The organism is Azospirillum sp. TSH64 (genome assembly GCF_003116035.1).
Taxonomy (GTDB): Bacteria; Pseudomonadota; Alphaproteobacteria; order Azospirillales; family Azospirillaceae; genus Azospirillum.
In genome coordinates this window covers 3,874,768-3,899,940 of record NZ_LGQW01000015.1, presented here as the reverse complement: position 1 = coordinate 3,899,940, position 25,173 = coordinate 3,874,768, and the positions used below count along the sequence as shown (strand labels likewise).

The following is a 25,173-nucleotide window of genomic DNA, read 5'->3' as shown; positions in this document are numbered from 1 at the left end:
CAGCCGGCCGATGGCCGATACCGCGCAAAGCACAGGATCGCCGGCGGCTGGACCCAAGCTGGCGATCCTCGCCGGCGGCGGCACGCTGCCCGCCCGCATCGCCGAAGCGGTGCGTGGGCAGGGCCGTGAAGTCTTCATCATCGCCTTCGACGGTCATACCGATCCGCAGACGGTCGCGGGGCTTCCGCATCTCTGGAGCCGTTTCGGCGCTGCCGGCACGATCCTGCGCCGCCTTCACGAGGAAGGTGTCGGCGAGGTCGTGCTCGCCGGTCCCGTCAGGCGACCGTCCTTTACCGAACTGATGCCGGATTGGCGCACCGCGCGCTTTCTCGCCCGCGTCGGGACACGCGCTTTGGGCGACGACGGCCTGCTGCGCGCCGTCGTGCGCGAGGTCGAAGAGGACGGGTTCCGTGTGGTCGGTTTGCACGAACTGCTGAAGGATCTGCTGACCGTTGCGGGACCGGTCGGCCGGCTGATGCCCGATGCCGACGCGGAACGCGACATTGCCCGCGGGATCGAGGTTGCCCGTGCCCTTGGCGCGCTCGACGTGGGGCAGGGAGCGGTGGTTCAGCAAGGCATCGTCCTCGCGGTCGAGGCGATTGAGGGGACCGATGCGATGCTTGGCCGCTGCGCCGGAGTGATCCGGCCGGGCCTTGGCGGGGTGTTGGTCAAGGTGAAGAAGCCCCGGCAGGACCGCCGCATCGACCTGCCCACCATGGGGGTCACCACCGTGGAGCGTGCTGCGGCCTCGGGGCTGCGTGGCATCGCGGTCGAAGCCGGCGGCAGCCTGCTGGTCGACCGTGCCGCGGTGGCCGAGGCGGCAGACCGTCTTGGCCTGTTCGTCGTCGGGATCGAGATTCCGCAATGACTGCCCGTGACATGGATGACGATGTTGTTGGCGATGCACCGACGCTGTTCCTGATTGCGGGCGAGCCGTCCGGGGATGCGCTTGGCGCCCGGCTGATGGCGGCGGCGAAGCGGCTGACCGGCGGCAAGGTGCGCTTCGTCGGCATCGGCGGCGAGCGGATGACGGCGGAAGGGCTGGTCAGCCTCTTTCCGATGGCGGAGCTGACGCTGTTCGGCATTTTCGAACTGCTGCCCCATTTGCCGAACCTGATCCGTCGCATCGACCAGACGGTGGCTGAAATCCTGCGCATGCGTCCCGACGCGGTGGTCGGTATCGACTCGCCCGGATTCACGGTGCGCGTTGCGAAGAAGGTCCGTGCGGCCGATCCGGCAATTCCGTTGGTCCATTACGTGGCTCCGACGGTCTGGGCATGGAAGCCCAAACGCGCGGCGAAGTATGCGGCCATCTACGATCACCTTCTTGCGGTGCTTCCGTTCGAGCCGCCCTATTTCGAGAAGGAGGGGCTTGCCTGCACCTTCGTTGGCCATTCGGTTGTCGAGGGTCGGGCGGGCAGGGGAGACGGTCCGGGATTCCGGCAACGCCATGGGATTGCCGCGACCGACCGTGTCGTGGCCGTGCTTCCAGGCAGCCGCAAGGGCGAGGTGTCGCGCCTGCTGCCGGATTTCCGAGCGACGTTGGAGCTGCTGCGCCCGTCCCATCCCGATCTGGTGGCGGTGGTGCCGACTGTGGCGACGGTGCGCGACCGTGTTGCTGCCGCCATTGCTGACTGGCCGGTCCGAACCCTTCTTGTCGAGGGGGACACGGAGAAATACGACGCCTTCGCCGCGGCGGAGGTGGCGCTTGCCGCTTCCGGGACGGTGGCGTTGGAGTTGGCGCTTGCCCGGCTGCCGACGGTCATCGCCTATCGCCTCAACCCGGTGACGGTCGCGCTCTATCGGCGGCTGATCCGGGTCAAGTATGTGAACCTCGTCAACCTGATGCTCGACCGCATGCTGGTTCCGGAACTGCTGCAACAGGACTGCCGCCCCGATAAGCTGGCGGCCGAAGTGGGGCGCCTGCTGGACGATCCGAAGGCGCGCCAAGTGCAGGTCGACGGCGTCGCCGAGGTTGCCCGCTGGCTGGGGCAGGGAGATATCCCGCCGAGCGAACGGGCCGCGCGCGCCATTCTGGACGTTGTCGCAGAGCACCGCTCGATCAGGCCCCTAGAGGGCAAAACCCGAACGGGAGAACAGAGACCATGAGCGAATTCCGTCTGTTGCATACGATGCTGCGTGTGTTGGATCTGGAGAAGTCGCTGGACTTCTACACCCGGCTGCTGGGTATGAAATTGCTGCGCCGAAACGACTTTGAGGGCGGCCGTTTCACCCTCGCCTTCGTCGGCTATGGCGAAGAGTCCGACACCGCCGTCCTGGAACTGACCCACAACTGGGATCAGAAGGAGCCGTACGAGATCGGCACCGCCTATGGCCACATCGCGCTGGGCGTGCCGGACATCTACGGCACCTGCGAGAAGCTGGCGGCCGAAGGCGTGAAAATCCCGCGTCCGCCCGGCCCGATGAAGCACGGAACCACGGTGATCGCCTTCATCGAGGATCCGGACGGCTATAAGGTCGAGCTGATCGAGCGGAAGTGACCGTTCGCGACATTACCGCTTTCGGGAAAGGGCGTGGTCGGTGACGGCCGCGCCCTTTTTCGATGCGGTCGGCTCATCGACAGGAAGCCGGCGGAAGCGCGTCCGGTAACTTGCCGGGCTGAGGCCCAGCCTTTGCCGGAAATGATGGCGCAGGGTGGCGGCGGAACCGAAGCCGGTCACGGTCGCGACCTCCTCCACCGGCAGGCTGCTGCATTCCAGCACCTCGCGGGCGCGGGCGAGACGTTCGGTCAGCAGCCAGTCGCCGGGGGTGGTGCCGGTCATCGCCTGAAAGCGGCGCAGAAAGGTCCGCAGGCTCATGCCCGCCCGCGATGCCATGCTGGACAGGCTATGGTCTTCTGCCAGCGTTTCCCGCAGATGGTCGAGCAGGGGGGCCAGGCGCGCACCCTCGCGGGCAATCGGCACGGGCGTATCGATGAACTGCGCCTGACCGCCTTCGCGGTGGGGCTGCACCACCAAGCGGCGGGCGACGCTGTTCGCAGCCTCCGGGCCGAAATCGCGACGAACAAGATGCAGGCAGAGGTCGATGCCGGCCGCGCTGCCGGCCGAGGTCAGAATGTTGCCTTCGTCCACATACAGCACATCGGGCACCACCCGGATGTCGGGATAGAGGTCCGCAAGCGTTGCGGCATATCGCCAGTGAGTGGTCGCCCGGCGGCCGTTGAGCAGACCGGATGCGGCGAGAACGAAAGCCCCGGAGCAGATCGACAGGATGCGGGCGCCCCTGGCGTCGGCCTGCCGAAGGGCGGCAGTCAATGCAACGGGAACCGGCTCCAGTGCGCCGCGCCATCCGGGAATGACGATGATGTCGGCTTGGTCGAGCAGGTCGAGACCGCCATCCGCCTCGACGCGGATGCCTCCCATCGCACGCAACGGGCCGTCGTCGAGTGCCGCAACGGCGAAGCGATACCAATCCGGTCCCAACTCCGGACGGGGAAGGCCGAACACCTCGACGGCGACACCGAACTCGAAGGTGCACAGACCGTCATAGGCGAGTGCGACCGCCAGCGGGGAAATGGCTTTTGGCATGAACTGCACGATAGCTGGCAACCGCGCCACTTTCCAGCCGATGCCGCCCCAGGGAAGATTGGATCCTCATCATTCATCGGGCGATTGCGAAGAGGACAGCATGGCCAGTCTCGTCACCGAAATTCCTGCGGCTCCTTCCCAACGGGCGGAGGCCCACTTTTCCGGGCGCCTGTCGCTGGAAACCGATTGCTGGGATGTTCACGACTCATCGAAGTCCGGGGCGCCGGATTTCGTCCTGCTCGATGTCCGCGGGCCGGCAGCTTACGCGCGTGGCCATGTGCCGGGTGCCTTGAACCTGCCACATGGCAAGATCACGGAGCGGCGGATGGCCGAGTGGCCTGATGGGACGCTGTTCGTGGTGTATTGCGCCGGCCCCCATTGCAACGGGGCGGATCGTGCGGCATTGCGTCTGGCACGGATCGGGCGGCCGGTCAAACTGATGATCGGCGGCGTGACCGGCTGGATCGACGAAGGCTTCGCGTTGGAAAGCGACGGCTGAGGGACTGCCTCAGACGAAGACGATCCCGGCGATCAGCGCCAGGATCAGCAGATAGACGATCAACCGGCGGACGCGCCAGCCAAGCGGCGCCCGATTGTCGTTGGCCGGCGGGCGCAGACGCACCCGCCGGGCCGGAACGATGTACGCAGTCGGGTCCTGGGCGGCTCCGTTGGAGCCGCCCATTCCGATATGGGCTGTGGGCCGGTTAGCCACGCTCGGCCAGCGGCACGAAGGGCCGCTTCACGTCGCCGGTGTAGAGCTGACGCGGACGGCCGATCTTCTGCACCGGGTCCTCGATCATCTCCTTCCACTGGCTGATCCAGCCGACGGTGCGGGCCAGCGCGAACAGCACGGTGAACATGCTGGTCGGGAAGCCCATCGCCTTCAGGATGATGCCCGAGTAGAAATCGACGTTCGGATAGAGCTTCTTCTCGATGAAGTATTCGTCCGACAGGGCGATCCTCTCCAGCTCCATCGCGATGGCCAGATGCGGCTCGTCCTTGATGCCCAGCCGGTCAAGAACCTGATAGCAGGTCTCGCGCATGATCTTGGCGCGCGGATCGTAGTTCTTGTAGACGCGGTGACCGAAGCCCATCAGGCGGAAGCTGTCGTTCTTGTCCTTGGCGCGGCGGACGAACTCGGGGATGTTCTCCACCGAGCCGATCTGCTCCAGCATCTTCAGCACGGCCTCGTTGGCGCCGCCATGGGCCGGACCCCACAGGGCCGCGATGCCCGACGCGATGCAGGCGAACGGGTTGGCGTGCGACGAGCCGGCCAGGCGGACAGTGGAGGTCGAAGCGTTCTGCTCGTGGTCGGCATGCAGGATGAAGATCTTGTCCATCGCTTCCGACAGGACCGGATCGACCTTCCATTCCTCGCACGGCGTGCCGAACGTCATGTAGAGGAAGTTCTCCGCGTAGGACAGGTCGTTGCGCGGATACATGAACGGCTCGCCGACCGTGTATTTGTGCGCCATCGCGGCCATGGTCGGCATCTTGGCGATCAGGCGGTGCGCGGCGATCTTGCGCTGCACCGGATCGAAGATGTCGGTGGAGTCGTGATAGAAGGCCGACAGGGCGCCGACGACGCCGCACATGATCGCCATCGGGTGGGCGTCGCGGCGGAAGCCGCTGTAGAACTTGGCCAACTGCTCGTGCACCATCGTGTGGTAGGTGATGGTGCGCTCGAAATCGGCCTTCTGCTGCGGGTCGGGCAGTTCGCCGTTCAGCAGCAGGTGGCAGACCTCAAGAAAATCGCAATTCTCGGCAAGGTCGGCGATGGCATAGCCGCGGTGCAGCAGGATGCCCTCGTCGCCGTCGATGTAGGTGATGGCCGAATCGCAGGCGGCAGTGGAGGTGAAGCCGGGATCGTACGTGAAATAGCCGGTTTCGGCGTAGAGCTTGCGAATGTCGATCACGTTGGGACCGGTGGACCCGCCGAGCAGCGGCAGCTTCAGAGTCTTGCCGGTGGCGTCGTCGGTCAGCGTGACGGTGCCGACCTGGGTCACATCGCCATGCGGCGTGTGCTTGCTCGCTTCCATGACCTTTTCACACTCCTTGCTGGCCGGCTGGGCGGCGGCTCGCGGCCTCCGCTGCCGGACCTTGGTGGTTGGCCCGACTTTGGCACGCATTGGGACTGCGCGCTTCGACACCCTGCGGGGTGCCACGCCGTCTTCTCCCGGTCCCCTTGGACGGGGACGTCTTCCTTCAACCCTCCGAAGGATAGGCCGGACGCGGAACACGCACCCGTCCTGGTCGTTGACTCCTCCGGAAGATTGTAGAGGCAGAAGATAGCAGAGGACATCATGACCGACACGCCTCAAACGCGCACCCCCTCCGAAGGAATGCCCCAGCCGAAGAAATCCGATGCGAAATCCGGCGCGGACACCCATGACCAGACCCCGGCCGGCGAGCGCTCCCCGCGCGAGGACATGACGAAGACGCCGGGCGACGGCACGCTGCAGGACGCCACCCCGGCCGGATTGTCGTCGAAGGAACTGCGGGAGCGGGCGGAGGACACCGACGGCTCGACCCAGCCCGGCACCGGCTGACGCCGGCCACGGACGGTCCCGGCGCACCGGCTTCAGCCCGGCGGCCTCACGCCACTGGCCGCGGCACGCCGGTGCGCTCGCGCAAGCTCCGCTCCAACCGGGCGGCCTCGCGCAACAGGACCGGCAGAAGCCGGGCCGCCTGATCCCTGTCGTCGTTGCGGCAGAGAACCTCCATGCGCCAGGCGATGTGCATGACCGCCATGCCGCCGAAGCTGCCGGCGAGACTGGACAGGTCGTGCGCCTCCTGGGCCAGCGCGCGCAGATCGACGGTGCCGGCCGACATGGCATCATCCATCGCCGACAGCCGCTCCAGCCGGTGCGAGACATCCTCAAGGAAGCTGTCGACGATCAGCGCCAGACTGTCGGCGCCCACCGTTTCCACCAGATCGTCCAGCACCTCCCCATCCAGCGCCTCGCCATCCTGGCCGCTGCCATCCCCGCCGCTGCCATCATCATTCCCGGCGGCGCTGCCCCGATCGCTCTTCGTGCCCGCCTCCACCGCAACGGCCGGCGGCTCCGCCGTGCCGATCCAGCGATCCAGCGCGGACAGCAGGCCGGCGCGGCTGATCGGCTTGGTCAGATAGTCGCTCATGCCTGCACGCAGACACAGTTCGCGCGTTCCGGGCATGGCATCGGCGGTCAGGGCGATGATGGGCAGGCCGGCCAGCGCGCCGCCGCGTGCGCGGATCGCCTGGGCGGCTTCCAGCCCGTCCATTCCCGGCATCTGCACATCCATCAGCACCAGATCGATGCCGCCGCGGCAGGCCGCCGCCACCGCCTGCCCGCCGTCCTCCGCCACCTCCACCGTGTAGCCCAGCCGGCGCAGCAGGGTGGTGGCGAACAGCTGGTTGGTGCGGTTGTCCTCCGCCAGCAGGATACGGCCGCGGCGGGGGGGGGCCTCCACCTTCGCTTCGGCCGAAGGAGCGGCAGATGCGGCGGGAGACGCGGCGGCCAACAGCCCGGTCAGGCAGGCGGCCAGCGAACTCTGGCGCAGCGGACGGTTCAGGGTCGCATGGGCCAGACCGGGCGCCGGCCCGCTTTCGCCGCGCACCGCCGGCCCCAGCGTGACGATCAGCACGCGCCGCGTCCCGATCAGTGCCGGGTCGCCGGCAACCGTCGCCAGCAGCACGTCGCCGCCCATGCCGGGCATGGTCTGGTCGGCCAGCACCACGTCGAAGGGATGGCCGCCGGCCGCCCGGCGCCGCACCGCCTCCAGCGCGTCGGCCCCGTTTTCCACACAGGTCGGCCGGGCGCCCAGGCTGTCGAGCATCGACGCCAGCACCCTGCGGTTCACCGCCAGATCGTCCACCACCAGCACGCTGCGACCGGCCAGCAGCTGTTCGGCCGGCGGCAACGCCTCTTCCGACAGGGCCAGCGGCAGGTCGACAAGGAAACGGCTGCCGATGCCAAGGCTGCTTTCCACCGCGATGCTGCCGCCCATCAGTTCCGACAACTGGCGGCAGATTGCCAGCCCAAGGCCGGTGCCGCCGAACTTGCGGGTGATCGAGCCGTCCACCTGCTGGAACTTGTTGAACAGGGTCGGCATCGCCTCGGCGGGGATGCCGATGCCGGTATCCGTCACGGTGATGCGCATCACCAGATGGGCGTCGGTGACGTCCAGCACTTCCAATTCCACCGCGACGGAGCCTTGATCGGTGAATTTCACCGCATTGCCGACCAGATTGACCAGAATTTGCCGGATGCGGGTCGGATCGCCCAGCAGGGTACGGCGCAGCAGCGGATCGATGTAGAAGCCGATCTCGATCCCCTTCTCGTGCGCGCGAGGCGTCAGCAGTTCCACCACCCCTTCCACCAGATCGGCGGCGTCGAAGGGCAGCGTTTCGATGGTGACGCGGCCGGCCTCCAGCTTGGAGATGTCGAGGATGTCGTTGATGATGGTCAGCAGCGCATTGGACGAGCTGCGGATGGCCTGGGCGAACTGGCGCTGCTCGTCGGTCAACGGGGTGTCGAACAGCAGCTCCGTCATGCCCTGGATGCCGTTCATCGGCGTGCGGATCTCGTGGCTCATCGCCGCCAGGAATTCCGACTTCGCCTGTGTCGCCGCCTCGGCACGGGCGCGCAGGGCGTCGGCCTCCTCGCGGGCGGCGTCGAGCCCTTCGGCCAGCGCGCACATGTCGGCGGCCTGGCGCTGCAACTCCGCCTCAAAGCGCTTGCGCTCGGTGATGTCGGTGCGGGTGCAGACCAGCGAGCCGTTGCTGGTCCGGTTCTCCGCCACCACGATCCAGCGGCCGTCGGGCAGTTCCCGCTCGAACGGCGCACTGGGGTTGCGGTGCTGGGCCAGTTCGGCCTGAATCCAGGTTTCATCGTTCGGCCCGTCCGGATTGCCGGCGAACTCGCCGTTCGCCACGGCGGCGCGCAGAATATCTTCGAACGGGCGGCCGGGAACCATCAGCGGCGCCGTCAGCGGATGGGCTTCGCGATAGCGCTCGTTGCACAGGATCAGCCGGTCGTCGGCATCGAAATAGGCCAGCCCCTCCGGCACCGCTTCGATCGCATCGTCCAGCGTCTGCTTGGCGAGCCTCAGCTCCTCTTCCGTCAGCTTGTCGCGCGAGATGTCAGTATGGGCGCCGACCATGCGCACGACGCGCCCCTCGGCGTCGCGGATGTGGATGGCGCGGCTGAGGATGTAGACGGTGTGGCCCTGCTTGTGGCGGAAGCGCTGCACCGCCTCGAATTTCGGGATCTGCCCGGCATTGTAGGCGCGGACCATCTCCAGCGCGGCGATCCGGTCCTCCTCGAAGATCAGGCCGGCCCACATGTCCAGGCTGTTTGCCAGTTCGCAGTCGCGGTAGCCGAGCTGTTCCTTCCAGGTGGGGGAGAACCAGATCCCGCCGCTTTCCAGATTCCAATCCCAGATGCCGTCCCGCGTCGCCTGGACGGTGAGGTCGAGAAGCTCGCGGTTCGACCGCAGTTCCGCCTCCTCCCGCTTGGCCTCGGTGATGTCCTGGACGACACCGAGCAGGCCGACCGGCCGGCCATCGTCGCCGCATTCGGCCATGCCGCGGACGAAGACATGGCGCAGCGAACCGTCGGGCCGGATGACGCGCGCCTCAATCGAAAACCCCTCGCCGGTCTTCCGTGCGCGCTCGACCAGATCGGCCAGAGGCTTGCGGTCGTCGGGGTGGTGGCAGGCGCGCGACAGCTCGACGGTCGGCTGTTGCTGCTGCGGCGGCAGGCCCAGGATGCGATAGACCTCGTCGGACCAGCGGCGGGCATCGGTGACGAAGTCGATGTACCAGTGGCCGAACTGGCCGATCTCCTCGGCGAGATTCAGCAGGCGCGACCGGTCGCGCAGCTCCGCTTCCGCCCGCTCGCGCCGAGCAACCTCGCGGCGCAGCGTCATCTCGTCCACCACCAGCCGGGCGAGTTGGGCCAGCGTCTCCGCCTCGCGGGCATCGAAGCTGTCACGGGGCCTGTCGTCGATGACGCACAGCGTCCCCAGCTTCCGCCCGTCCGCCACCAATGGCGCACCGGCATAGAAGCGGATGTGGGGGTCGCCGGTGACCAGCGGATTTCCAGCGAACCGCCGGTCCTTGGTCGCGTCGGGCACCACCAGCACGCCGTCGTCCAGAATGGCATGGGCGCAGAAGGCGAAGTCGCGGTGGGTTTCCGTCGCCTCCAGCCCGGCGCGGCTCTTGAACCACTGGCGGTCGCGGTCGATCAGCGACACCAGCGCGATGCGGGTCCGGAAGAAATGTTGGGCCAGCCGGGTGATGTTGTCGAACCCCGGCTCGGGCGGCGTATTGAGGATGCAGTAGGAGTGCAGAACCGCCAGCCGGCCGCCCTCATCGGGCGGCAGGGCCGCCGGCACCGGCCCCTCGACCGGATCCGCACTCACGCAGCCGTCTCCCCGGCGCTGCGGCCGTCGGCGATACGCCACTGCTGGAGCTTGCGGTAGATGGTGGAGGGGCTGATCTCCAGTATCAGCGCGGCGCGCGGCACATCGTCGCCGGTCAGCCGCAGTGCCTTCCGGATCATCTCCTTCTCGACCTGCCACAACGGCTGCACGGCATCGTCCCCATCCGGCAGGTCGGCGGACGGCGAACCGCAGGCGGCGCAGGCGGCCGCGGAGCCATCCGGGCCGGCCATCGGCGGCAGCATGTCCAGGGTGACCTGCGGCCCGTCGTTCAGGACCACGACGTTGCGGATGACGTTCTGCAATTGCCGCACATTGCCTGGCCAGTCATGGGCGCGCAGCCTCGCCTCCACCTCCGGCGTGAAGGCCGCCAGCGCCTTCCCCTCCTCCCGCGCATAGTCGGACAGGAAGGAGCGGGCGATCTCGATCACGTCGTCGCCGCGGTCGCGCAGCGGCGGCAGGGCCAGCGGGATGACGTGCAGGCGGTAGTAGAGATCCTCCCGGAAACGGGCGGCCTGCACCTCCGCCAGCGGATCGCGGTTGGTGGCGGCGACGAAGCGCACGTCCACCCGCTCCTCCCGGCCGCTGCCGACGGGGTTGACCGTGCCGGTCTGGACGAAGCGCAAAAGCTTGCTCTGCAAGTCGAATGGCATCTCGCAGATCTCGTCCAGGAACAGCGTGCCGCCGTCGGCCAGCAGCGCCGCACCCGGCCGGTCGCCGGACGCACCGGTGAAGGCGCCCTTCACATGGCCGAAGATCTCCGATTCCAACAGGTCCTTGGGAATCGCGGCACAGTTCAGCGCGACAAAGGCGCCGTCGCGCCTGGGGCTGGCGCGGTGGATGGCCTGGGCCGCCACCTCCTTGCCGGTTCCGCTTTCGCCGGTGATGAAGACGTTGGCCCGGCTGGCGGCCACGCTCTCGATCGTGCGGTAGACCGCCTGCATCTCGGGCGAGCTGCCGATGAAGCCATGGAAGCGCCCGCGGTCCAGATCCTTGCGGTATCCTTCCACCATGCGGGCCAGGGTCCGGCGCTCCAGCGCGTTGCGCAGGGTCAGGTTCAGCCGGTCGGCGTTGAAGGGCTTCACGATGAAATCGAAGGCGCCGAGCTTCATCGCCTCCACCGCCAGATCGATGGAGCCATGGGCGGTGATGATGACCACCGACACGCTTGCGTCGCGGGCATGCAGCGCCTGCAACACCTCCAGCCCGTCCATGTCCGGCAGCTTCAGGTCGAGGATCACCGCATCGGGCGGGGAGGCCGCCGCCGCGTCCAGCGCTTCGCCCCCGCGGGTGCAATGCACGACCTCGTGCGCATCGGCGCGCAGGAACTCGATGTAGAGCTTGGCGAGCGGGACCGTATCCTCGATCAGCAGGATCCGGCGCTTCTTGGAAGAGGACGAGGAAGTGGACAAGGAAGACAAGGGCGGCACTCGGGCAGAGTGGATAAGGCAAGTCCAGTCGGGCAGGCGGCGACACTGAGCGAAGCCACAGTGTAACCCGGCCAAGGGCTTGCCGCCAGTCAGGGCAATCCCACAGACACAGTACCTTCGCCATGACGCCCCGCCGGGCAGAGATCCGGAGCGGTCCGGCTCCTCTACACCCCGCTGTCGATCAGGTCGGTCCGCCCGATCCGCCGCAGCGAGACCTGGACGCGGGCATTGTGCTCGCGGATCTCGCGCAGGGTCTGCAAGGTGAATTCCACATGGGCCTCCGCCGCCGCGCTCGCCGCCGCCGCGTCGCCGTCCAGCACCGCATTGGCGATGGCCAGATGCTGTTGCAGCAGCAACTCGCGCACGCCCGGCCGGGAATAGAGGTCGGTGCGGTTGTAGAACACGTCGTTGCGCAGCAGGTCCGACAGCGTCCGCATGATGTGCAACATGACGACGTTGTGCGCCGCCTCGTAGATCGCCAGATGCAGGTCGGCGTCCGAATCCGCCTCTTCGGAGCTGTCGTCCTTGCCATGGGCGGCCTGCATGCGGGCGACGATCTCGCGGATGCCGTCGCGGTCGAGGTCGGTCGCCCGCTGGGCCGCCAAGCCGGCCGCCGCCGCCTCGATGGAACGGCGGAACTCCAGATAGTCGAAGGACGCGTCCGGCTTGTTGCGCATCAGCGTCATCAGCGGATCGGCGATCTGCGACAGGAAGCTGGCGACATGGGTGCCGCCGCGCCCGCTGACCAGCAGACCACGTTCCTCCAGCTTGGCGATGGCGTCGCGCAGCGACGGGCGCGACACGTCCAGCTTCACCGCCAGTTCGCGTTCGGCAAGCAGCTTCTCCCCCGGACGCAGTGCGCCTTCCAGGATCAGCCGTTCCAGATGCTCGGCAATGGCGTCGGCCAGCTTGGCCGGTTTGATCGTCCCCTGCATTGGGTGAGCGGCCTCTCCCTGTACGTCCCGACCCTCTTCAATAGCGATGGACGGAACAGGCGTCCAGAGCGGCGGCGAACGGCAGGGTCGCACCCCCCTACCAAAGTTGGTCGGCTGACAAACGATTCAGCCATTGCACAGTCTGGTAAAATATTTTATCCAACACGCACCGTATGGATAAGAGATGTCCATCGCCGCCGGAATGGCAAGGGGTTTTCCCCAAACCGGCCGGGGCGGAAAGTGCATCCACAACGTACCGGGACAGGACGGACCAGCACCCGCAAGGGCGCATCCGCACCGCGAGCATCGGGGCCGCAAGACCCCGGCGGCGGTGAACGCCTCAGCTTTGCCGAACATCTGGCCTTCCTCCCGCGCCGTCCTCCAGGCGCGGGCAGGGTCGAGTGCGGCCAAAACAAGGCCAACCCTCTCTCGGGACACCGTTCGGACCGACATCACTCCCCGAGAAGGAGACCCCTGACGATGAGCTGGTCGCAAGTCTACGACCCGATGAACAACATCTGGCTGTCGACGCTGTTCGCGTCGCTGCCGGTCCTGGTGATGCTGGGCGGCCTCGGCATCTTCCACATGAAGGCGCACCGCGCGGCCTTGGCTGGCTTGGCGACCGCGCTGGCGGTGGCCGTCGCCGTGTTCGGCATGCCGGTGGCGATGGCGGGAAAGACCGCGCTGCTGGGTGCGGCTTACGGTCTGCTGCCGATCGGCTGGATCGTCGTCAACATCATCTTCCTCTATCACCTGACCGAGCAGCGCGGTCAGTTCAAGATCCTGCAGGAAAGCATCACCGGCATCACCAACGACCGCCGGCTCCAGCTCCTGCTGATCGCCTTCTGCTTCGGCGCCTTCTTCGAGGGTGCCGCCGGCTTCGGCACCCCGGTCGCCGTGACCGGCGCCATGCTGATCGGTCTGGGCTTCACCCCGCTGGCAGCCTCGGGCCTGTCGCTGATCGCCAACACCGCCCCGGTCGCCTACGGCGCGCTCGGCACGCCGGTGCTGGCGCTGGCGGCGGTCACCGGCCTGCCGCTGCTGGACCTGTCGGCGATGATCGGTCGGCAGCTGCCCTTCTTCTCGGTCCTGGTGCCCTTCTGGCTGATCGTCGCCTTCGCCGGCTGGCGCGGCATGATCCAGATCTGGCCCGCCATCCTGGTCGCCGGCGTGTCCTTCGCCGTGCCGCAATATCTGGTGTCGAACTACCACGGCCCCTGGCTGGTGGACGTCGCCGCCGCCATCGTCTCTCTGGTCTCGGTCACCCTGTTCCTGAAGGTCTGGCACCCGAAGGCGATCTGGCACACCGCCGGCGGGGCGTCCGCGCTCACGCAGGGTGTCGGCGCCGCCGTGGTCCAGGGCGAGGCGCGCCGCAGCCACGGCTACAGCGCCGCCGAAGTCCGCCGCGCCTGGATGCCCTGGGCGATCCTCAGCGTGCTGGTCTTCCTGTGGGGCATCCCGGAGGTCAAGGCGTTCCTCGACGGCGTGTCGATCTTCAAGTTCCCGATCGACGGCCTGCACAACATGGTGATGCGCGTCCCCCCGGTGGTGGCCAAGGCCCATCCGGAGGCCGCCGTCTTCACGCTGAACTGGCTGTCGGCCACCGGCACCGGCATCTTCATCGCCGCCGTCATCTCCGGCTTCCTGATGGGCTATTCGCCGGTCGAGATGGTGAAGACCTATGGCCGCACCCTCTACGCCATCCGCAACTCGCTGCTGACCATCTCGGCGATGCTGGCGCTCGGCTACACCACCCGCTACTCGGGCCTCGACACCACGCTGGGCCTCGCCTTCGCCAACTCCGGCTTCCTCTACCCGTTCTTCGGCACCTTCCTGGGCTGGCTCGGCGTGGCGCTGACCGGGTCGGACACGGCATCCAACGTTCTGTTCGGCAGCCTGCAGAAGGTGTCGTCGGAACAGCTCGGCCTGCCGCCGACGCTGATGGCCGCCGCCAACAGCTCCGGCGGCGTGATGGGCAAGATGATCGATGCCCAGAGCATCGTCGTCGCCGCCGTCGCCACCAAGTGGCATGGACATGAGGGCAAGATCCTGCGCTTCGTCATCTGGCACTCGCTGGCGCTGACCGCGCTGGTCGGCCTGCTGGTGATGGCGCAGGCCTATCTCTGGCCCTTCACCGCCATGGTCATCGGCCGCTAAGCGGCCTGTGGTGATCGGCCGCTCAGCGGCCGATCCCTCCACTTCCACGTCCTCCTCCCCCAAGCAGGAGCCGCCGCCAATGCTGCCCGCCCCTTACGACCGTGTACTGGCCGAGCTTCAGCCCATCATCCCGCAGGCAAGGCTGGTCACCGATCCGCTGCGCACGCTGGCCTACGGCACCGACGCCAGCTTCTACCGGCTGATCCCGAAGATCGTGGCGCTGGTGGAAACTGAGGAGGAGGTGGTGCGGCTGCTGCGCATCACCCGCGGGCACGGCGTGCCGGTGACCTTCCGCGCCGCCGGCACCAGCCTGTCGGGCCAAGCGGTCAGCGACAGCGTGCTGGTGGTGCTGGGGGATGGCTGGCGGGGCTGCACCATCGGCCCGGCCGCAGCCACCGTCACCCTGCAACCCGGCGTGATCGGGGCGGAGGCGAACCGCCGCCTCGCCCCGCTGGGCCGCAAGATCGGCCCCGATCCGGCTTCCATCGCCACGGCGAAGATCGGCGGCATCGCCGCCAACAACGCCAGCGGCATGTGCTGCGGCACCGCGCAGAACAGCTACCGCACGTTGGAGTCGATGCGGCTGGTGCTGGCCGACGGCACGGTGCTGGACACCGCGGATGCGGCCAGCCGCCGTGACTTCCAGCGAAGCAATGGCGGGTTGCTCGACCGGCTGGCGGCGCTGGGATCCCGCACCCGCGCCGACGAGGCGCTGGCGACCCGCATCCGCGACAAGTTCCGCATCAAGAACACAACCGGCTACAGCCTGAACGCCCTGGTGGACTACGAGGACCCGGTCGACATCCTCCAGCACCTGATGATCGGGTCGGAAGGCACGCTGGGCTTCATCTCCACCATCACGCTGCGCACCGTGCCGGAGCATCCGCACAAGGCCAGCGCGCTGCTGTTCTTCCCCGACATCGCCGAGGCCTGCCGCGCGGTGGCCCTGCTGAAGGCCGCCCCGGTCGACGCCGCCGAGCTGATGGACCGCGCCTCGCTCCGCTCCATCCAGGACAAGCCGGGCATGCCGCCGCAGATCCGCGGCTTCGGCCCCGAGGTGGCGGCCGTGCTGGTGGAGACCCGCGCCGAGAGCGCCGCGGCGCTGGACTCCAACGTGGCGGAGATCGCCGCGGTGCTGGCCGGCTGCGTCATCATCGGCGATACGAGCTTCACCACCGACGCCAAGGCCTGCGAAGGCTTCTGGAAGATCCGCAAGGGCCTGTTCCCGGCGGTCGGCGCCATCCGCCAGACCGGCACCACCGTCATCATCGAGGACGTCGCCTTCCCCCTGCCCCGGCTGGCCGAGGCGACGCGCGAGCTGCAGGCGCTGTTCGAGCGCCACGGCTACCGCGAGGCGATCATCTTCGGCCACGCGCTGGAAGGAAACCTGCACTTCGTCTTCACCCAGGCCTTCGACACCCAGGCGGAGATCGACCGCTACCGCCGCTTCATGGACGATGTCGCGGAACTGGTGGTGACCCGTTACGACGGCTCGCTGAAGGCGGAGCACGGCACCGGCCGCAACATGGCTCCCTTCGTCGAGATGGAATGGGGTCCGCAGGCCTATGGGCTGATGAAGGAGATCAAGGATCTCTTCGACCCCGACGGGCTGCTGAATCCGGGCGTCATCCTGAACGGCGACCCGCAGGCCCACCTGAAAAACCTCAAGCCGCTGCCGCCGGCCGACCCGCTGGTCGACACCTGCATCGAGTGCGGGTTCTGCGAACCGACCTGCCCGTCCCACCGCCTCACCCTGTCGCCGCGCCAGCGCATCGTCGGCCGGCGCGAGATGGCGCGGCTGGAGGCCGCCGGTGACGATGCCGGGCGTCTGGCCGAAATCGGCGCCGCCTACGATTACCAGGGCATCGACACCTGCGCCGCCTGCGGCCTGTGCGCCACCGCCTGCCCGGTGGGGATCGAGACCGGGCTTCTGATCAAGTCCATGCGCGGCGAGCGCCGTGGCGCCGTGGCCCGCAAGGCGGGCGCGCTGGTCGCCGACCATATGGAAGGGACGCTGGGCCTCGCCCGCACCGGCCTGCGTCTGGCCGATCTTGCCCGCCGCACGCTCGGGCATGGCGTGGCCGAAGCCGCGGCCCGCGTGCTGACCGGCGGGGGACTGCCCTCGCTGCCGCGCAGCCTGCCGACCGCCGCGACCTTCTCGCCAAAGGCGGAGGCGATCACCGACGATGACGTGCCGACGGTGGTCTATGCTCCCAGCTGCGTCAGCCGGACCATGGGCCCGGCCGTCGGCGATCCGCAGCAGCGCCCGCTGCCCGAGGTCGTCGAATCGGTGATGCGCAAGGCCGGCTTCCGCATCCTCTATCCGGAAGCGGCTGACGGCCAGTGCTGCGGCATGCCGCTGGAAAGCAAGGGGCTGATCGAGGCCGCCGACGCCAAGGCCGACGCCATGCTGGCGGCGCTGTCGAAGGCGAGCCGGGGCGGCCTCTACCCGGTGGTGATGGACACCAGCCCCTGCGCCCTGCGGCTGAAGAAGCGGCTGACCGACGCGGGGCTGCGCATCCTCGACGTGGCGGAGTTCCTCGGCGAGTTCGCCCTGCCCCGCCTGGACATCGCGAAGACGGCCGAGCCGGTGATGCTGCACCTGACCTGCTCCACCCGCCGGATGGGCCTGGACGGCGCCTTGACCGCGGTGGCGAAGGCCTGCGCCGAGACGGTGATGGTGCCGCCCGATGTCGGCTGCTGCGGCTTCGCCGGCGACAAGGGCTTCACCACGCCGGAACTGAACGCCCATGCGCTCCGCCACCTGCCGGCCACGGTGCCGGAGGGTTGCGCGTCCGGCTACTCCACCAGCCGCACTTGCGAGATCGGCCTGTCCGACAAGGCGGGCGTGCCCTACCGCTCCATCGTCTATCTGGTCGACGCCTGCGCGACGGCGAAGGTGGAGGAGAAGGCGAGGGTAGCCGAACCGGCCTTCTGAACGACGCCCGCCGACAAGATTATTCCTGAGGAAGCGCCCGATGTCCGCGATCCCCAAGCCCGCCCGCGTCTATTACTTCGGCACCTGTCTCGTCGACCTGTTCTTTCCCGATGCCGGGATGGCGGGGATCGAGCTGTTGCAGTCGCAGGGCCTGACCGTCGTCTTCCCGCAGGGGCAGAGCTGCTGCGGCCAGCCCGCTTACAATTCCGGCTACCGCGCCGACGCGCTGAAGGTCGCCCGCGCCCAGTTGGACCTGTTCCCCGGCGACGATCCCATCGTCGTCCCGTCGGGCTCCTGCGCCGGCATGATGAAGAAGCATTGGCCCGACCTGTTCCACGGCGAGCCGGACGAGGCCAAGGCGGTGCAGGTGGCGGCCCGCGTCTGGGAACTGACCCAGTTCCTGGTCCATGTGCTGGATGTCCGGCTGGCAGACAAGGGGGAGCCGGTGCGCGTCACCTGGCACGCCTCCTGCCATGCCCAGCGCGAGATGGGCGTGGTCGAGGAGCCGAAGACGCTGCTGCGCCAGCTCGCCAATGTCGAGCTGGTCGAGCTGAAGCGGGAGAAGGAATGCTGCGGCTTCGGCGGCACCTTCGCCGTGCGCCATCCGGAGATCTCGGCCGCGATGGTCGGCGACAAGGTGGCGGACATCGAGGGCACCGGCGCCGCCCGGGTGGTGTCGGGTGACTGCGGCTGCCTGCTGAACATCACCGGCGCGCTGGAGGCCGGCGCCAAGGCCGCACGCGGCCAGCACATCGCCCAGTTCCTGAAGGAGCGCATCCATGGACGGTAACGCACCGGATTTCGCCGCCGCCTCGCGCACGGCGCTGGCCGACCCGCAGCTGCGCGGCAATTTCCGCCGCGCGATGGATGGCTTGATGAGCAAGCGCGCCGCGCAGTTCGCCGATGCCGGCGAATGGACCGGTGTGCGGGCGCTGGCCGCCTCGGTCCGGCTGCGCGCCCTGTCGAAGCTGCCGGAACTGCTGGAGACGCTGGAGGAAAACTGCACCCGCAACGGCATCACCGTCCATTGGGCGGCCACGACTGCGGAGGCCAACGCCATCGCCCTCGACATCCTGCACCGGGTCGACGCCAAGCTGGTGGTCAAGGGCAAGTCGATGGTTACGGAGGAGATGCACCTGAACGCCGTTCTCGAAAAGGACGGTATCGAGGTGCTGGAAAGCGACCTCGGCGAATACATCGTGCAGCTTGACGGCACCATGCCGTCGCACATCATCATGCCGGCGATCCACCTGAACACCAAGCAGATCGCCCATCTGTTCAAGCGCAAGATCAAGGACGCTGAGAGCCGCGAGGACGCAGCCTACCTGACCGACCTTGCCCGCCGGGTTCTGCGCGCCAAGTTCCAGGCCGCCGATGTCGGCATGTCCGGCGTCAACGCCGCGGTGGCGGAAACCGGCACCCTCTGCCTGATCGAGAATGAAGGCAACGGCCGCATGTGCACCACGGTGCCGCCGGTCCACATCGCCTTCATGGGGCTGGAGAAGGTGGTGGAAAAGCTGGAGGACGTACCGCCGGTCATCAGCCTGCTTCCGCGCTCCGCCACCGGCCAGCCGATCACCACCTACGTCAACATGATCTCCGGTCCGCGCCGGCCAGGCGAGAAGGACGGCCCGCGCGAGGTGCATCTGGTCATCCTCGACAATGGCCGCTCCAGCATCTACGCCGACCCGGAACTGCGCGACACGCTGCGCTGCATCCGCTGCGGCGCCTGTATGAACCATTGCCCGGTCTACACCAAGGTCGGCGGCCACGCCTATGAGGCCCCCTATCCCGGCCCCATCGGCAAGATCCTGGTGCCGCAGATCGAGGGGCTGGAGAAGCGCGGCGCCATGCCCCACGCCTGCACCATGTGCAACGCCTGTGTCGAGATCTGCCCGGTGAAGATTCCCATCGTCGAGATCATGGGACGGCTGCGGGTCGAGGCGGTGAAGCCCAGCGGTGCGGTGAAGGACGGCGGCGCCAAGGCCAGCCGGACGGAAGCGATGGTGTGGAGCGGCTGGGCGGCGATGAACGCCTCCCCCACCGCCTACCGCGTCGCCACGCTGGCGATGAGCAAGCTCGGCAATGCGGCGCCGTCGTCGCTGCCCATGCTGAGGGAGTGGACGAATGTCCGCACAAAGCCGCGCTTTGCCGGTCGCACCCTGCACGACCTTACCCGCGCCAAGGGGGTTCCCGATGTCTGACGCCCGCAATTCGATCCTGACGAAGCTGCGCAGGACGCGCGACTCCCACCCGCTGACCCCGCCCGTATCGGACTTCGCGCCGATCGAGGCGAAGCGCTGGGCGGAGGAGGAGCGGCTGCCCCGCATCCGCCGCCTGATGGAGGCGGTGCATACCGAGTTTCTCGACGCGACCGAGGCCGATTGGCCGGCGGTGCTGCGCGAGTTCCTGGCGCGCGAAGGGGTGGGGTCGCTGGTCTATGCGCCGGCGACGGAGGCGGGGACGCGGCTGGTCGAGGGGTGGGGCACGGGTTCCACCGCCCTGATCCCCTACGACCGCCCGCTGGATGACCTCAAACCCCAGTTGTTCGACACAATCGAAGCCGGCCTGACCACCACCCGCGGCGCCATCGCCGAGACGGGCAGCCTGATCCTGTGGCCGACGGTCGAGGAACCGCGCACCCTGTCGCTGGTGCCGCACATCCACATCGCGCTGCTGCGTGCGGATGCCCTCTACGACACCTTCCTGCAAGCCATGCGCGAGCAGGGATGGGCGCAGGCGATGCCGACCAACGTGCTGCTGGTGTCCGGTCCCAGCAAGACCGCCGACATCGAGCAGACCCTGGCCTATGGCGTCCACGGGCCGAAGAGGCTGGTCGTCCTGGTGGTCCATCCGTGACGGCCCGTCCCACAGCGGAACCGCCAACCCGCCTCTACGAGGCGATCCTGCATCTCAGGCGCCTCGGCCACCGGGTGGAGAAATGCGAAGGGCGGCGTGGGCGACATCGGCTGGATGGGGCCGAGATCACCGACGCCGCCCTTCTCGAGCTGGCGATGACCCGCGTCCGCCGTGCGGCGCGGGTCACATATTCAAATCAGGCAGGCCAGGGTCAGGCCAGCCCAGGTCAGGCCGGACGCACCGCCGCCGGGCGCGACACCGCCACCGACGGCTTGCGGCCATAGCGGTCGACGCCGAGGCCTTCCATGTCGATCTCGGTCTGGCGGCCACTGACCACGTCGGCCAGCACGCGGGCGGAACCGGCGGACATCGTCCAGCCCAGCGTGCCGTGACCGGTGTTGAGGTAGAGGTTGCGGACATTGGTCGTCCCCAGGATCGGCGTGCCGTCCGGGGTGTTCGGGCGCAGGCCGGTCCAGAACTCCGCCTTCGACAGGTCGCCGCCCTTCGGGAACAGGTCGCTGACCACATGGTCCAGCGGACCGCGGCGGCTCGCGCGCAGGCTGAGGTCGAAGCCCGACAGTTCCGCCGTGCCACCGACGCGGATGCGGTCGCCCAGCCGGGTAACGGCGATCTTGTGCGTCTCGTCCATCACCGTCGATTCCGGGGCATGGGCGGCGTCGGTGATCGGCAGGGTCAGCGAATAGCCCTTCACCGGATAGACCGGCAGGTCGATGCCCAGCGGCTTCACCAGCTTGGGCGAATAGCTGCCCATGGCGACGATGTAGCTGTCGGCGGTCAGAGTGCCCTGGTCGGTCAGCACCCCGGTGATCTTGCGGCCGTCGCTCTCCAACCCGCGGATGGAGACGCCGTAGCGGAACTCCACCCCGCGCTTGGCGGCATAGGCGGCCAGCTTGTTGGTGAACTGGAAGCAATCGCCGGTCTCGTCGCCCGGCAGGTGCAGCGCGCCGACCAGCTTGTCCTTCACATGGGCCAGAGCCGGCTCGACCGAGGTCAGGCCGTCGCGGTCGAACAGGCTGTAGGGAACGCCGTAGCGCTCCAGCACCGCCATGTCGTAGCCGGCGGCGTCCATCTGCTTCTGGGTGCGGAAGACCTGCAGCGTGCCCTGTGTGCGCTCGTCATAAGTGATGCCGGTCTCGGCGCGGAGCGCCTTCAGGCAGTCGCGGCTGTATTCGGCGACGCGGACCATGCGGCTCTTGTTCAGCTGGTAGCTCGCCTCGTTGGCGTTGGCCAGCAGCTTCAGGCACCAGGACCACATCGCCGGATCCAGCTTCGGCCGGATCACCAGCGGCGAGTGCTTCATCATCATCCACTTGGCGGCCTTCAGCATCAACCCCGGCGACGCCCAGGGAGCGGAATAGCCCGGCGACACCTCGCCCGCGTTGGCGTAGCTGGTCTCCAGCGCCGGACCGGCCTGACGGTCGATCACGGTCACCTCATGCCCGGCGCGCGCCAGATAATAGGCGGTGGTGACACCGATGACGCCGCTGCCCAGAACGATCACGCGCATGAGACTGGCTCCCCCTAGGGATGGATGACTTCGCTTGGATGAATGGATCGCAAACACCATGCCAATCCTGGAAATGGCGGATTTGCTGCAATGCAGCCGGACCAGCGGGTGATGGGGTGTATGGATATGTTTACAGGGAGGCGGTCTATCCGGTCTGAGATGTTGAAGATCAACGGTTTGAAGCGGTGTAAAGATTTTGATACGGCGTAACGATATGTGTACAGTGAGTGCCGGTCGTCCCCATTGCCACCGGCAAGCCCATGCGCATCGAAGTCACCTTCACCGACCGCGTCGGCATCGCCCATGAGATCCTCGCCGTGCTGGCGTTGCGCCGGCTCAATGTGGTCGGGGTCGAGGTCGACCCGCCGCTGATCCACATCGACGCCCCCGGCCTCGATCCGGCGGCCCTGCCCGCCCTGTCCGACGCGCTGCAGGGCATTGCAGGGGTACGGTCGGTGGCGGCCATCGACATGCTGCCGGGCACGCGGCGGCGGCTGCATCTGGATGCGCTGCTCGCCGCCCTGCCCGACCCGGTGCTGGCGGTCGACCGTGCGGCCCGTGTCGTGGTGGCGAGTGCCGCCGCCGCCCAGGTCGCCGGACTGCCGGAGTCGCGCCTCGCCGGCCTCGATCTCGGCGAACTGTTTGGCGAACCGGGGCTGACGGACGAACTGACCGCAGGCGGCTTCCGCATGTCGGGGCGCGAGGTCACGTTGAACGGCCAGCCCTTCCTGCTGGAGGTGACGCCCATCGTCGATGTCGAGGCGGCAGGCGCCGTCATCACCCTGTTCACCCCGTCGCGCCTCGGCGAGCGGTTGGACGCCATCCAGAATTTCGACGAGGGCGGCTTCGACCGCATCCTCGGTGAATCGCCGCCGGTCAGGGCGCTGAAGGCACGCGCCGCACGCGTCGCCGCGATGGAGGCGCCGCTGCTGATCCTGGGCGAGACCGGCACCGGCAAGGAGCTGATCGCCCACGCCTGCCACCGCGCCAGCCCGCGCCGGGACAAGCCCTTCCTGGCACTGAACTGTGCCGCCGTGCCGGAGAATCTGGCGGAGAGCGAGCTGTTCGGCTACGCCCCCGGCTCCTTCACCGGGGCGCAGCGCGGCGGCAAGCCCGGCCTGCTGGAACTGGCCCATGGCGGCACCGTCTTCCTCGACGAGATCGGCGAGATGTCGGCCTATCTTCAGGCCAAGCTGCTGCGCTTCCTCAATGACGGCAGCTTCCGCCGGGTGGGCGGCGAGCGCGAGCAGAAGGTGGATGTCCGCGTCATCAGCGCCACCCACCGCTCGCTGGAGGCAATGGTCGCCGACCACAGTTTCCGCGAGGATCTGTTCTACCGCCTCAACGTGCTGACGCTGGACGTCCCGCCCCTGCGCGACCGCGGACAGGACATCCTGCTGCTGGCCCGCCATTTCATTGCGCGCGCCGCGGCGCAGGCCCGACGCCCGCCCGGCCGGCTGACCCCGGCGGCGGCGGCGGCGCTGCTCGCCAACCGCTGGCCCGGCAATGTTCGGCAGTTGGAGAACGTCATCTTCCGTGCCGTGACGATGAGCGACGGCGGCACGCTGGATGCCGCCGATCTGGAACTGGCCGGCGCCGGCATGCAAGCGGCCGAACTGCCGGCAGAGGATGCCGGCAGTTGGGAGGATGCGGTGGACGGGTTCGAGCGGACGCTGCTGCGGCGGCTCTACCCCCGCTTCCCATCCAGCCGTAAGCTGGCGGCGCGGCTGAACACCTCGCACACCATGATCGCCAACAAGCTGCGGAAATACGGCATTCCGGAGCGGTGAAGAGTGCCGCCCCGATCCGGTTCAGTGGCCCTTGGCCGGGGCCGCATGCTTTTCGGGGGCGTGCTTTTCGGGAGCCGGCTTCGCAACAGCCGGTTTTTCCGGGGCTTTCTCGGCAGGTTTCTCGGCAGCGGGCGGCTCCAGACCGGGAGGCGGACCGCCGAAGGTGATCGTCACTTCGGTCACCGGGCCGGGATCGGGCTGGGTGTGGCGAAATCCAGCCGCGGCGCCGGGGCCGAGCGTTTCGGCCGACTGCTCGATGGCCCAGCTTTGCAGCAGCTTGTGCTCCGGACCGAAGGTGTTGACGCGCAGCGGCGGCAGCGCGCGCTCGGTGTCGGTCGTGTTGGCGACCTCCCCCTCCAAAAGCAGGACGGTCTTCCCGCCTTCGAGCTTCTGTTCCGAGCGGATGTTGCGCAGTTCCAGCCCGAAACCCGGCTGTTCGGCCGGCATGCCGATGGCGTCATAGAGCAATGCTGCGGGCGGCCAGCTGCGGACGATGGCATCGCGGGCGAAGTAGGCGCCGGCGGCGGAACCGGCGACCAGCAGTCCCAACACCGCGAAACCAACCACGGTGCTGCGGGACGGCTTGGCACGCGGGGCCTTGGGTGACTTGATCTTGGCTTTTCCAGCGGCATTGGCCGCTTTTGCAGGCTTTGCGGGCCGGAGTTCTGTCAGGGCATCGGGAATGACCGGCTCAAGCTCCGCCCGGTCGGGCATCTGCCACCAAGTGTGGCCGCAGCGGGCACAACGAACCTTCCGGCCATCCTGCCCGATCGATTCGTCGGACAGGGTGTAGCGCGTCGAACAGGTCGGACAGGAAACGATCATCGCGCCGTCGCAGAGAGGTTACCACTTGCCTTATAGATAGGAGTGGCGCGCGGCGCAACCGGCACCCGCGGGGTGGTGCCGGTCATCCATCTGCATGTGGCTTCGGCGCATGCACCTGCCCCCTCCGACCTGCGGCGAAGCCGTGGGAGGGAGGAGGGCGAAAGCCTCTTACATGCCGCCCGGATAGTTCGGCCCCCCGCCGCCTTCCGGCACGACCCAGTTGATGTTCTGGGTGGGGTCCTTGATGTCGCAGGTCTTGCAGTGGACGCAGTTCTGCGCGTTGATCTGGAGACGCGGATCGCTACCGTCGTCGTTGCGGACGATCTCGTACACGCCGGCCGGGCAGTAGCGCTGCTCCGGCGCATCGTAGAGCGCCAGATTGACGCTGATCGGGACCGACTTGTCCTTCAACGTCAGGTGCGGCGGCTGGTCTTCCTCATGGTTGGTGTTGGAGAGGTAGACCGAGGACAGCCGGTCGAAGCTGACCTTGCCGTCCGGCTTGGGGTAGGCGATCTTCGGCGCCTCGCTGGCCTTCACCAGGGTGGTGTGGTCGGCGTGGTGCTTCAGCGTCCAGGGCGACTTGCCCTTCAGCCCCGTCTCGTAGGCGGCATTCGCCAGACCGGCCCACAGGCCCTTCTGGAAGCCCGGGCGGATGTTGCGGACGGCGTACAGCTCCGGCCAGACCCAGGACTGCTTCAGACGCTCCGGATAGGCGATGACCTCGGGGCCGTTGTCGG

Annotated in this window: 20 protein-coding genes; 11 read left to right on the top strand and 9 right to left on the bottom strand. The window is 68.0% G+C overall.

Translation table 11 applies throughout. The annotated features are described in order from the left end of the window. The first annotated feature begins 10 nt into the window (after positions 1 to 10). From lpxI to gloA, 3 genes are read left to right on the top strand one after another with little or no spacing between them, the layout of a single operon-like run. The gene (gene lpxI / locus TSH64_RS19095) at positions 11 to 868 is read left to right on the top strand and encodes a UDP-2,3-diacylglucosamine diphosphatase LpxI (RefSeq protein WP_109447350.1); all 858 of its coding nucleotides are present in this window, start codon (positions 11 to 13) and stop codon (positions 866 to 868) included. An 11-nt stretch (positions 869 to 879) separates the two neighbouring features. After that, positions 880 to 2,109 carry a lipid-A-disaccharide synthase gene (lpxB, locus tag TSH64_RS19090; RefSeq protein ID WP_109447348.1) on the top strand — a complete coding sequence of 410 codons (1,230 nt, stop codon included), beginning with the start codon at positions 880 to 882 and terminating at the stop codon, positions 2,107 to 2,109. After that, a complete protein-coding gene (gloA, locus tag TSH64_RS19085; RefSeq protein WP_098739969.1) occupies positions 2,106 to 2,501 on the top strand; it encodes a lactoylglutathione lyase in 396 nt (131 codons plus the stop codon). The genes lpxB and gloA overlap by 4 nt, the downstream gene beginning before the upstream one ends. 12 nt (positions 2,502 to 2,513) lie before the next feature. Here gloA and ftrA read toward each other — a convergent pair whose 3' ends face one another. Further along, on the bottom strand, positions 2,514 to 3,548 hold the full coding sequence (ftrA, locus tag TSH64_RS19080; protein ID WP_109447346.1) for a transcriptional regulator FtrA: 1,035 nt from the start codon (positions 3,546 to 3,548) through the stop codon (positions 2,514 to 2,516). Between the two features lie 100 nt (positions 3,549 to 3,648). Here ftrA and TSH64_RS19075 point away from each other — a divergent pair, with 100 nt between their 5' ends. Beyond that, complete coding sequence (locus TSH64_RS19075; RefSeq protein WP_109447344.1) at positions 3,649 to 4,047, top strand: rhodanese-like domain-containing protein; 399 nt, start codon at positions 3,649 to 3,651, stop codon at positions 4,045 to 4,047. Positions 4,048 to 4,056: 9 nt separating this feature from the next. Here the strand turns inward: TSH64_RS19075 and TSH64_RS35670 are convergent, their stop codons facing one another. Continuing rightward, entirely contained in the window at positions 4,057 to 4,230 is a 174-nt protein-coding gene (locus TSH64_RS35670; RefSeq protein ID WP_158285394.1) for a hypothetical protein, read from the bottom strand. A gap of 22 nt (positions 4,231 to 4,252) precedes the next feature. Continuing rightward, complete coding sequence (gene gltA, locus TSH64_RS19070) at positions 4,253 to 5,587, bottom strand: citrate synthase (protein WP_109447342.1); 1,335 nt, start codon at positions 5,585 to 5,587, stop codon at positions 4,253 to 4,255. A 264-nt stretch (positions 5,588 to 5,851) separates the two neighbouring features. Between gltA and TSH64_RS19065 the strand changes: the two genes are divergently transcribed. After that, positions 5,852 to 6,097: a hypothetical protein gene (locus TSH64_RS19065; protein ID WP_109447340.1), complete on the top strand. Its 246-nt coding sequence runs from the start codon at positions 5,852 to 5,854 to the stop codon at positions 6,095 to 6,097. A 46-nt stretch (positions 6,098 to 6,143) separates the two neighbouring features. Here TSH64_RS19065 and TSH64_RS19060 read toward each other — a convergent pair whose 3' ends face one another. The 3 genes from TSH64_RS19060 to TSH64_RS19050 all read right to left on the bottom strand — a co-directional run bounded on the left by TSH64_RS19060 (position 6,144) and on the right by TSH64_RS19050 (position 12,339). Continuing rightward, positions 6,144 to 9,956, bottom strand: coding sequence for a response regulator (locus TSH64_RS19060; protein WP_247873035.1), 3,813 nt, complete (start codon positions 9,954 to 9,956; stop codon positions 6,144 to 6,146). Then, positions 9,953 to 11,386, bottom strand: coding sequence for a sigma-54 dependent transcriptional regulator (locus TSH64_RS19055; RefSeq protein WP_109452822.1), 1,434 nt, complete (start codon positions 11,384 to 11,386; stop codon positions 9,953 to 9,955). Before TSH64_RS19055 ends, TSH64_RS19060 begins: the two co-directional genes overlap by 4 nt. Before the next feature lie 182 nt (positions 11,387 to 11,568). Next, positions 11,569 to 12,339 (bottom strand): FCD domain-containing protein, encoded by a 771-nt coding sequence (locus TSH64_RS19050; protein WP_109447331.1) that lies wholly within the window; start codon positions 12,337 to 12,339, stop codon positions 11,569 to 11,571. A gap of 480 nt (positions 12,340 to 12,819) precedes the next feature. Between TSH64_RS19050 and TSH64_RS19045 the strand changes: the two genes are divergently transcribed. From TSH64_RS19045 to TSH64_RS19025, 5 genes are all read left to right on the top strand, one after another. Further along, positions 12,820 to 14,496: an L-lactate permease gene (locus TSH64_RS19045; RefSeq protein ID WP_109447329.1), complete on the top strand. Its 1,677-nt coding sequence runs from the start codon at positions 12,820 to 12,822 to the stop codon at positions 14,494 to 14,496. 79 nt (positions 14,497 to 14,575) lie between these two features. Continuing rightward, a complete protein-coding gene (locus tag TSH64_RS19040) occupies positions 14,576 to 17,434 on the top strand; it encodes an FAD-binding and (Fe-S)-binding domain-containing protein (protein WP_109447327.1) in 2,859 nt (952 codons plus the stop codon). Between the two features lie 40 nt (positions 17,435 to 17,474). Continuing rightward, entirely contained in the window at positions 17,475 to 18,224 is a 750-nt protein-coding gene (locus tag TSH64_RS19035; RefSeq protein WP_109447325.1) for a (Fe-S)-binding protein, read from the top strand. After that, a complete protein-coding gene (locus TSH64_RS19030) occupies positions 18,214 to 19,638 on the top strand; it encodes a LutB/LldF family L-lactate oxidation iron-sulfur protein (protein ID WP_109447323.1) in 1,425 nt (474 codons plus the stop codon). Before TSH64_RS19035 ends, TSH64_RS19030 begins: the two co-directional genes overlap by 11 nt. Continuing rightward, on the top strand, positions 19,631 to 20,293 hold the full coding sequence (locus TSH64_RS19025) for a lactate utilization protein (protein ID WP_109447321.1): 663 nt from the start codon (positions 19,631 to 19,633) through the stop codon (positions 20,291 to 20,293). Before TSH64_RS19030 ends, TSH64_RS19025 begins: the two co-directional genes overlap by 8 nt. Before the next feature lie 226 nt (positions 20,294 to 20,519). On the opposite strand, the gene TSH64_RS19020 is transcribed toward TSH64_RS19025, so the two are convergent. Then, positions 20,520 to 21,821 carry a D-amino acid dehydrogenase gene (locus tag TSH64_RS19020; RefSeq protein WP_109447319.1) on the bottom strand — a complete coding sequence of 434 codons (1,302 nt, stop codon included), beginning with the start codon at positions 21,819 to 21,821 and terminating at the stop codon, positions 20,520 to 20,522. Positions 21,822 to 22,081: 260 nt separating this feature from the next. On the opposite strand from TSH64_RS19020, the gene TSH64_RS19015 reads away from it, so the two are divergent. Beyond that, positions 22,082 to 23,611: a sigma 54-interacting transcriptional regulator gene (locus tag TSH64_RS19015; protein ID WP_109452821.1), complete on the top strand. Its 1,530-nt coding sequence runs from the start codon at positions 22,082 to 22,084 to the stop codon at positions 23,609 to 23,611. Between the two features lie 21 nt (positions 23,612 to 23,632). Here TSH64_RS19015 and TSH64_RS19010 read toward each other — a convergent pair whose 3' ends face one another. Together TSH64_RS19010 and TSH64_RS19005 are read right to left on the bottom strand one after the other, a co-directional pair. Further along, the gene (locus TSH64_RS19010; protein WP_109447317.1) at positions 23,633 to 24,436 is read right to left on the bottom strand and encodes a zinc-ribbon domain-containing protein; all 804 of its coding nucleotides are present in this window, start codon (positions 24,434 to 24,436) and stop codon (positions 23,633 to 23,635) included. 168 nt (positions 24,437 to 24,604) lie between these two features. Continuing rightward, the coding region (locus TSH64_RS19005; protein ID WP_199237603.1) for a 4Fe-4S dicluster domain-containing protein at positions 24,605 to 25,173 on the bottom strand (569 nt) is incomplete at its 5' end.

What these genes read in the sequence shown, in the direction of transcription:
- lpxI (WP_109447350.1), top strand. Translation starts at nt 11, where the DNA reads ATGGCCGATACCGCGCAAAGCACAGGATCGCCGGCGGCTGGACCCAAG.
- lpxB (WP_109447348.1), top strand. Translation starts at nt 880, where the DNA reads ATGGATGACGATGTTGTTGGCGATGCACCGACGCTGTTCCTGATTGCG.
- gloA (WP_098739969.1), top strand. Translation starts at nt 2,106, where the DNA reads ATGAGCGAATTCCGTCTGTTGCATACGATGCTGCGTGTGTTGGATCTG.
- ftrA (WP_109447346.1), bottom strand. Translation starts at nt 3,548, where the DNA reads ATGCCAAAAGCCATTTCCCCGCTGGCGGTCGCACTCGCCTATGACGGT.
- TSH64_RS19075 (WP_109447344.1), top strand. Translation starts at nt 3,649, where the DNA reads ATGGCCAGTCTCGTCACCGAAATTCCTGCGGCTCCTTCCCAACGGGCG.
- TSH64_RS35670 (WP_158285394.1), bottom strand. Translation starts at nt 4,230, where the DNA reads ATGGGCGGCTCCAACGGAGCCGCCCAGGACCCGACTGCGTACATCGTT.
- gltA (WP_109447342.1), bottom strand. Translation starts at nt 5,587, where the DNA reads ATGGAAGCGAGCAAGCACACGCCGCATGGCGATGTGACCCAGGTCGGC.
- TSH64_RS19065 (WP_109447340.1), top strand. Translation starts at nt 5,852, where the DNA reads ATGACCGACACGCCTCAAACGCGCACCCCCTCCGAAGGAATGCCCCAG.
- TSH64_RS19050 (WP_109447331.1), bottom strand. Translation starts at nt 12,339, where the DNA reads ATGCAGGGGACGATCAAACCGGCCAAGCTGGCCGACGCCATTGCCGAG.
- TSH64_RS19045 (WP_109447329.1), top strand. Translation starts at nt 12,820, where the DNA reads ATGAGCTGGTCGCAAGTCTACGACCCGATGAACAACATCTGGCTGTCG.
- TSH64_RS19040 (WP_109447327.1), top strand. Translation starts at nt 14,576, where the DNA reads ATGCTGCCCGCCCCTTACGACCGTGTACTGGCCGAGCTTCAGCCCATC.
- TSH64_RS19035 (WP_109447325.1), top strand. Translation starts at nt 17,475, where the DNA reads ATGTCCGCGATCCCCAAGCCCGCCCGCGTCTATTACTTCGGCACCTGT.
- TSH64_RS19030 (WP_109447323.1), top strand. Translation starts at nt 18,214, where the DNA reads ATGGACGGTAACGCACCGGATTTCGCCGCCGCCTCGCGCACGGCGCTG.
- TSH64_RS19025 (WP_109447321.1), top strand. Translation starts at nt 19,631, where the DNA reads ATGTCTGACGCCCGCAATTCGATCCTGACGAAGCTGCGCAGGACGCGC.
- TSH64_RS19020 (WP_109447319.1), bottom strand. Translation starts at nt 21,821, where the DNA reads ATGCGCGTGATCGTTCTGGGCAGCGGCGTCATCGGTGTCACCACCGCC.
- TSH64_RS19015 (WP_109452821.1), top strand. Translation starts at nt 22,082, where the DNA reads ATGCGCATCGAAGTCACCTTCACCGACCGCGTCGGCATCGCCCATGAG.
- TSH64_RS19010 (WP_109447317.1), bottom strand. Translation starts at nt 24,436, where the DNA reads ATGATCGTTTCCTGTCCGACCTGTTCGACGCGCTACACCCTGTCCGAC.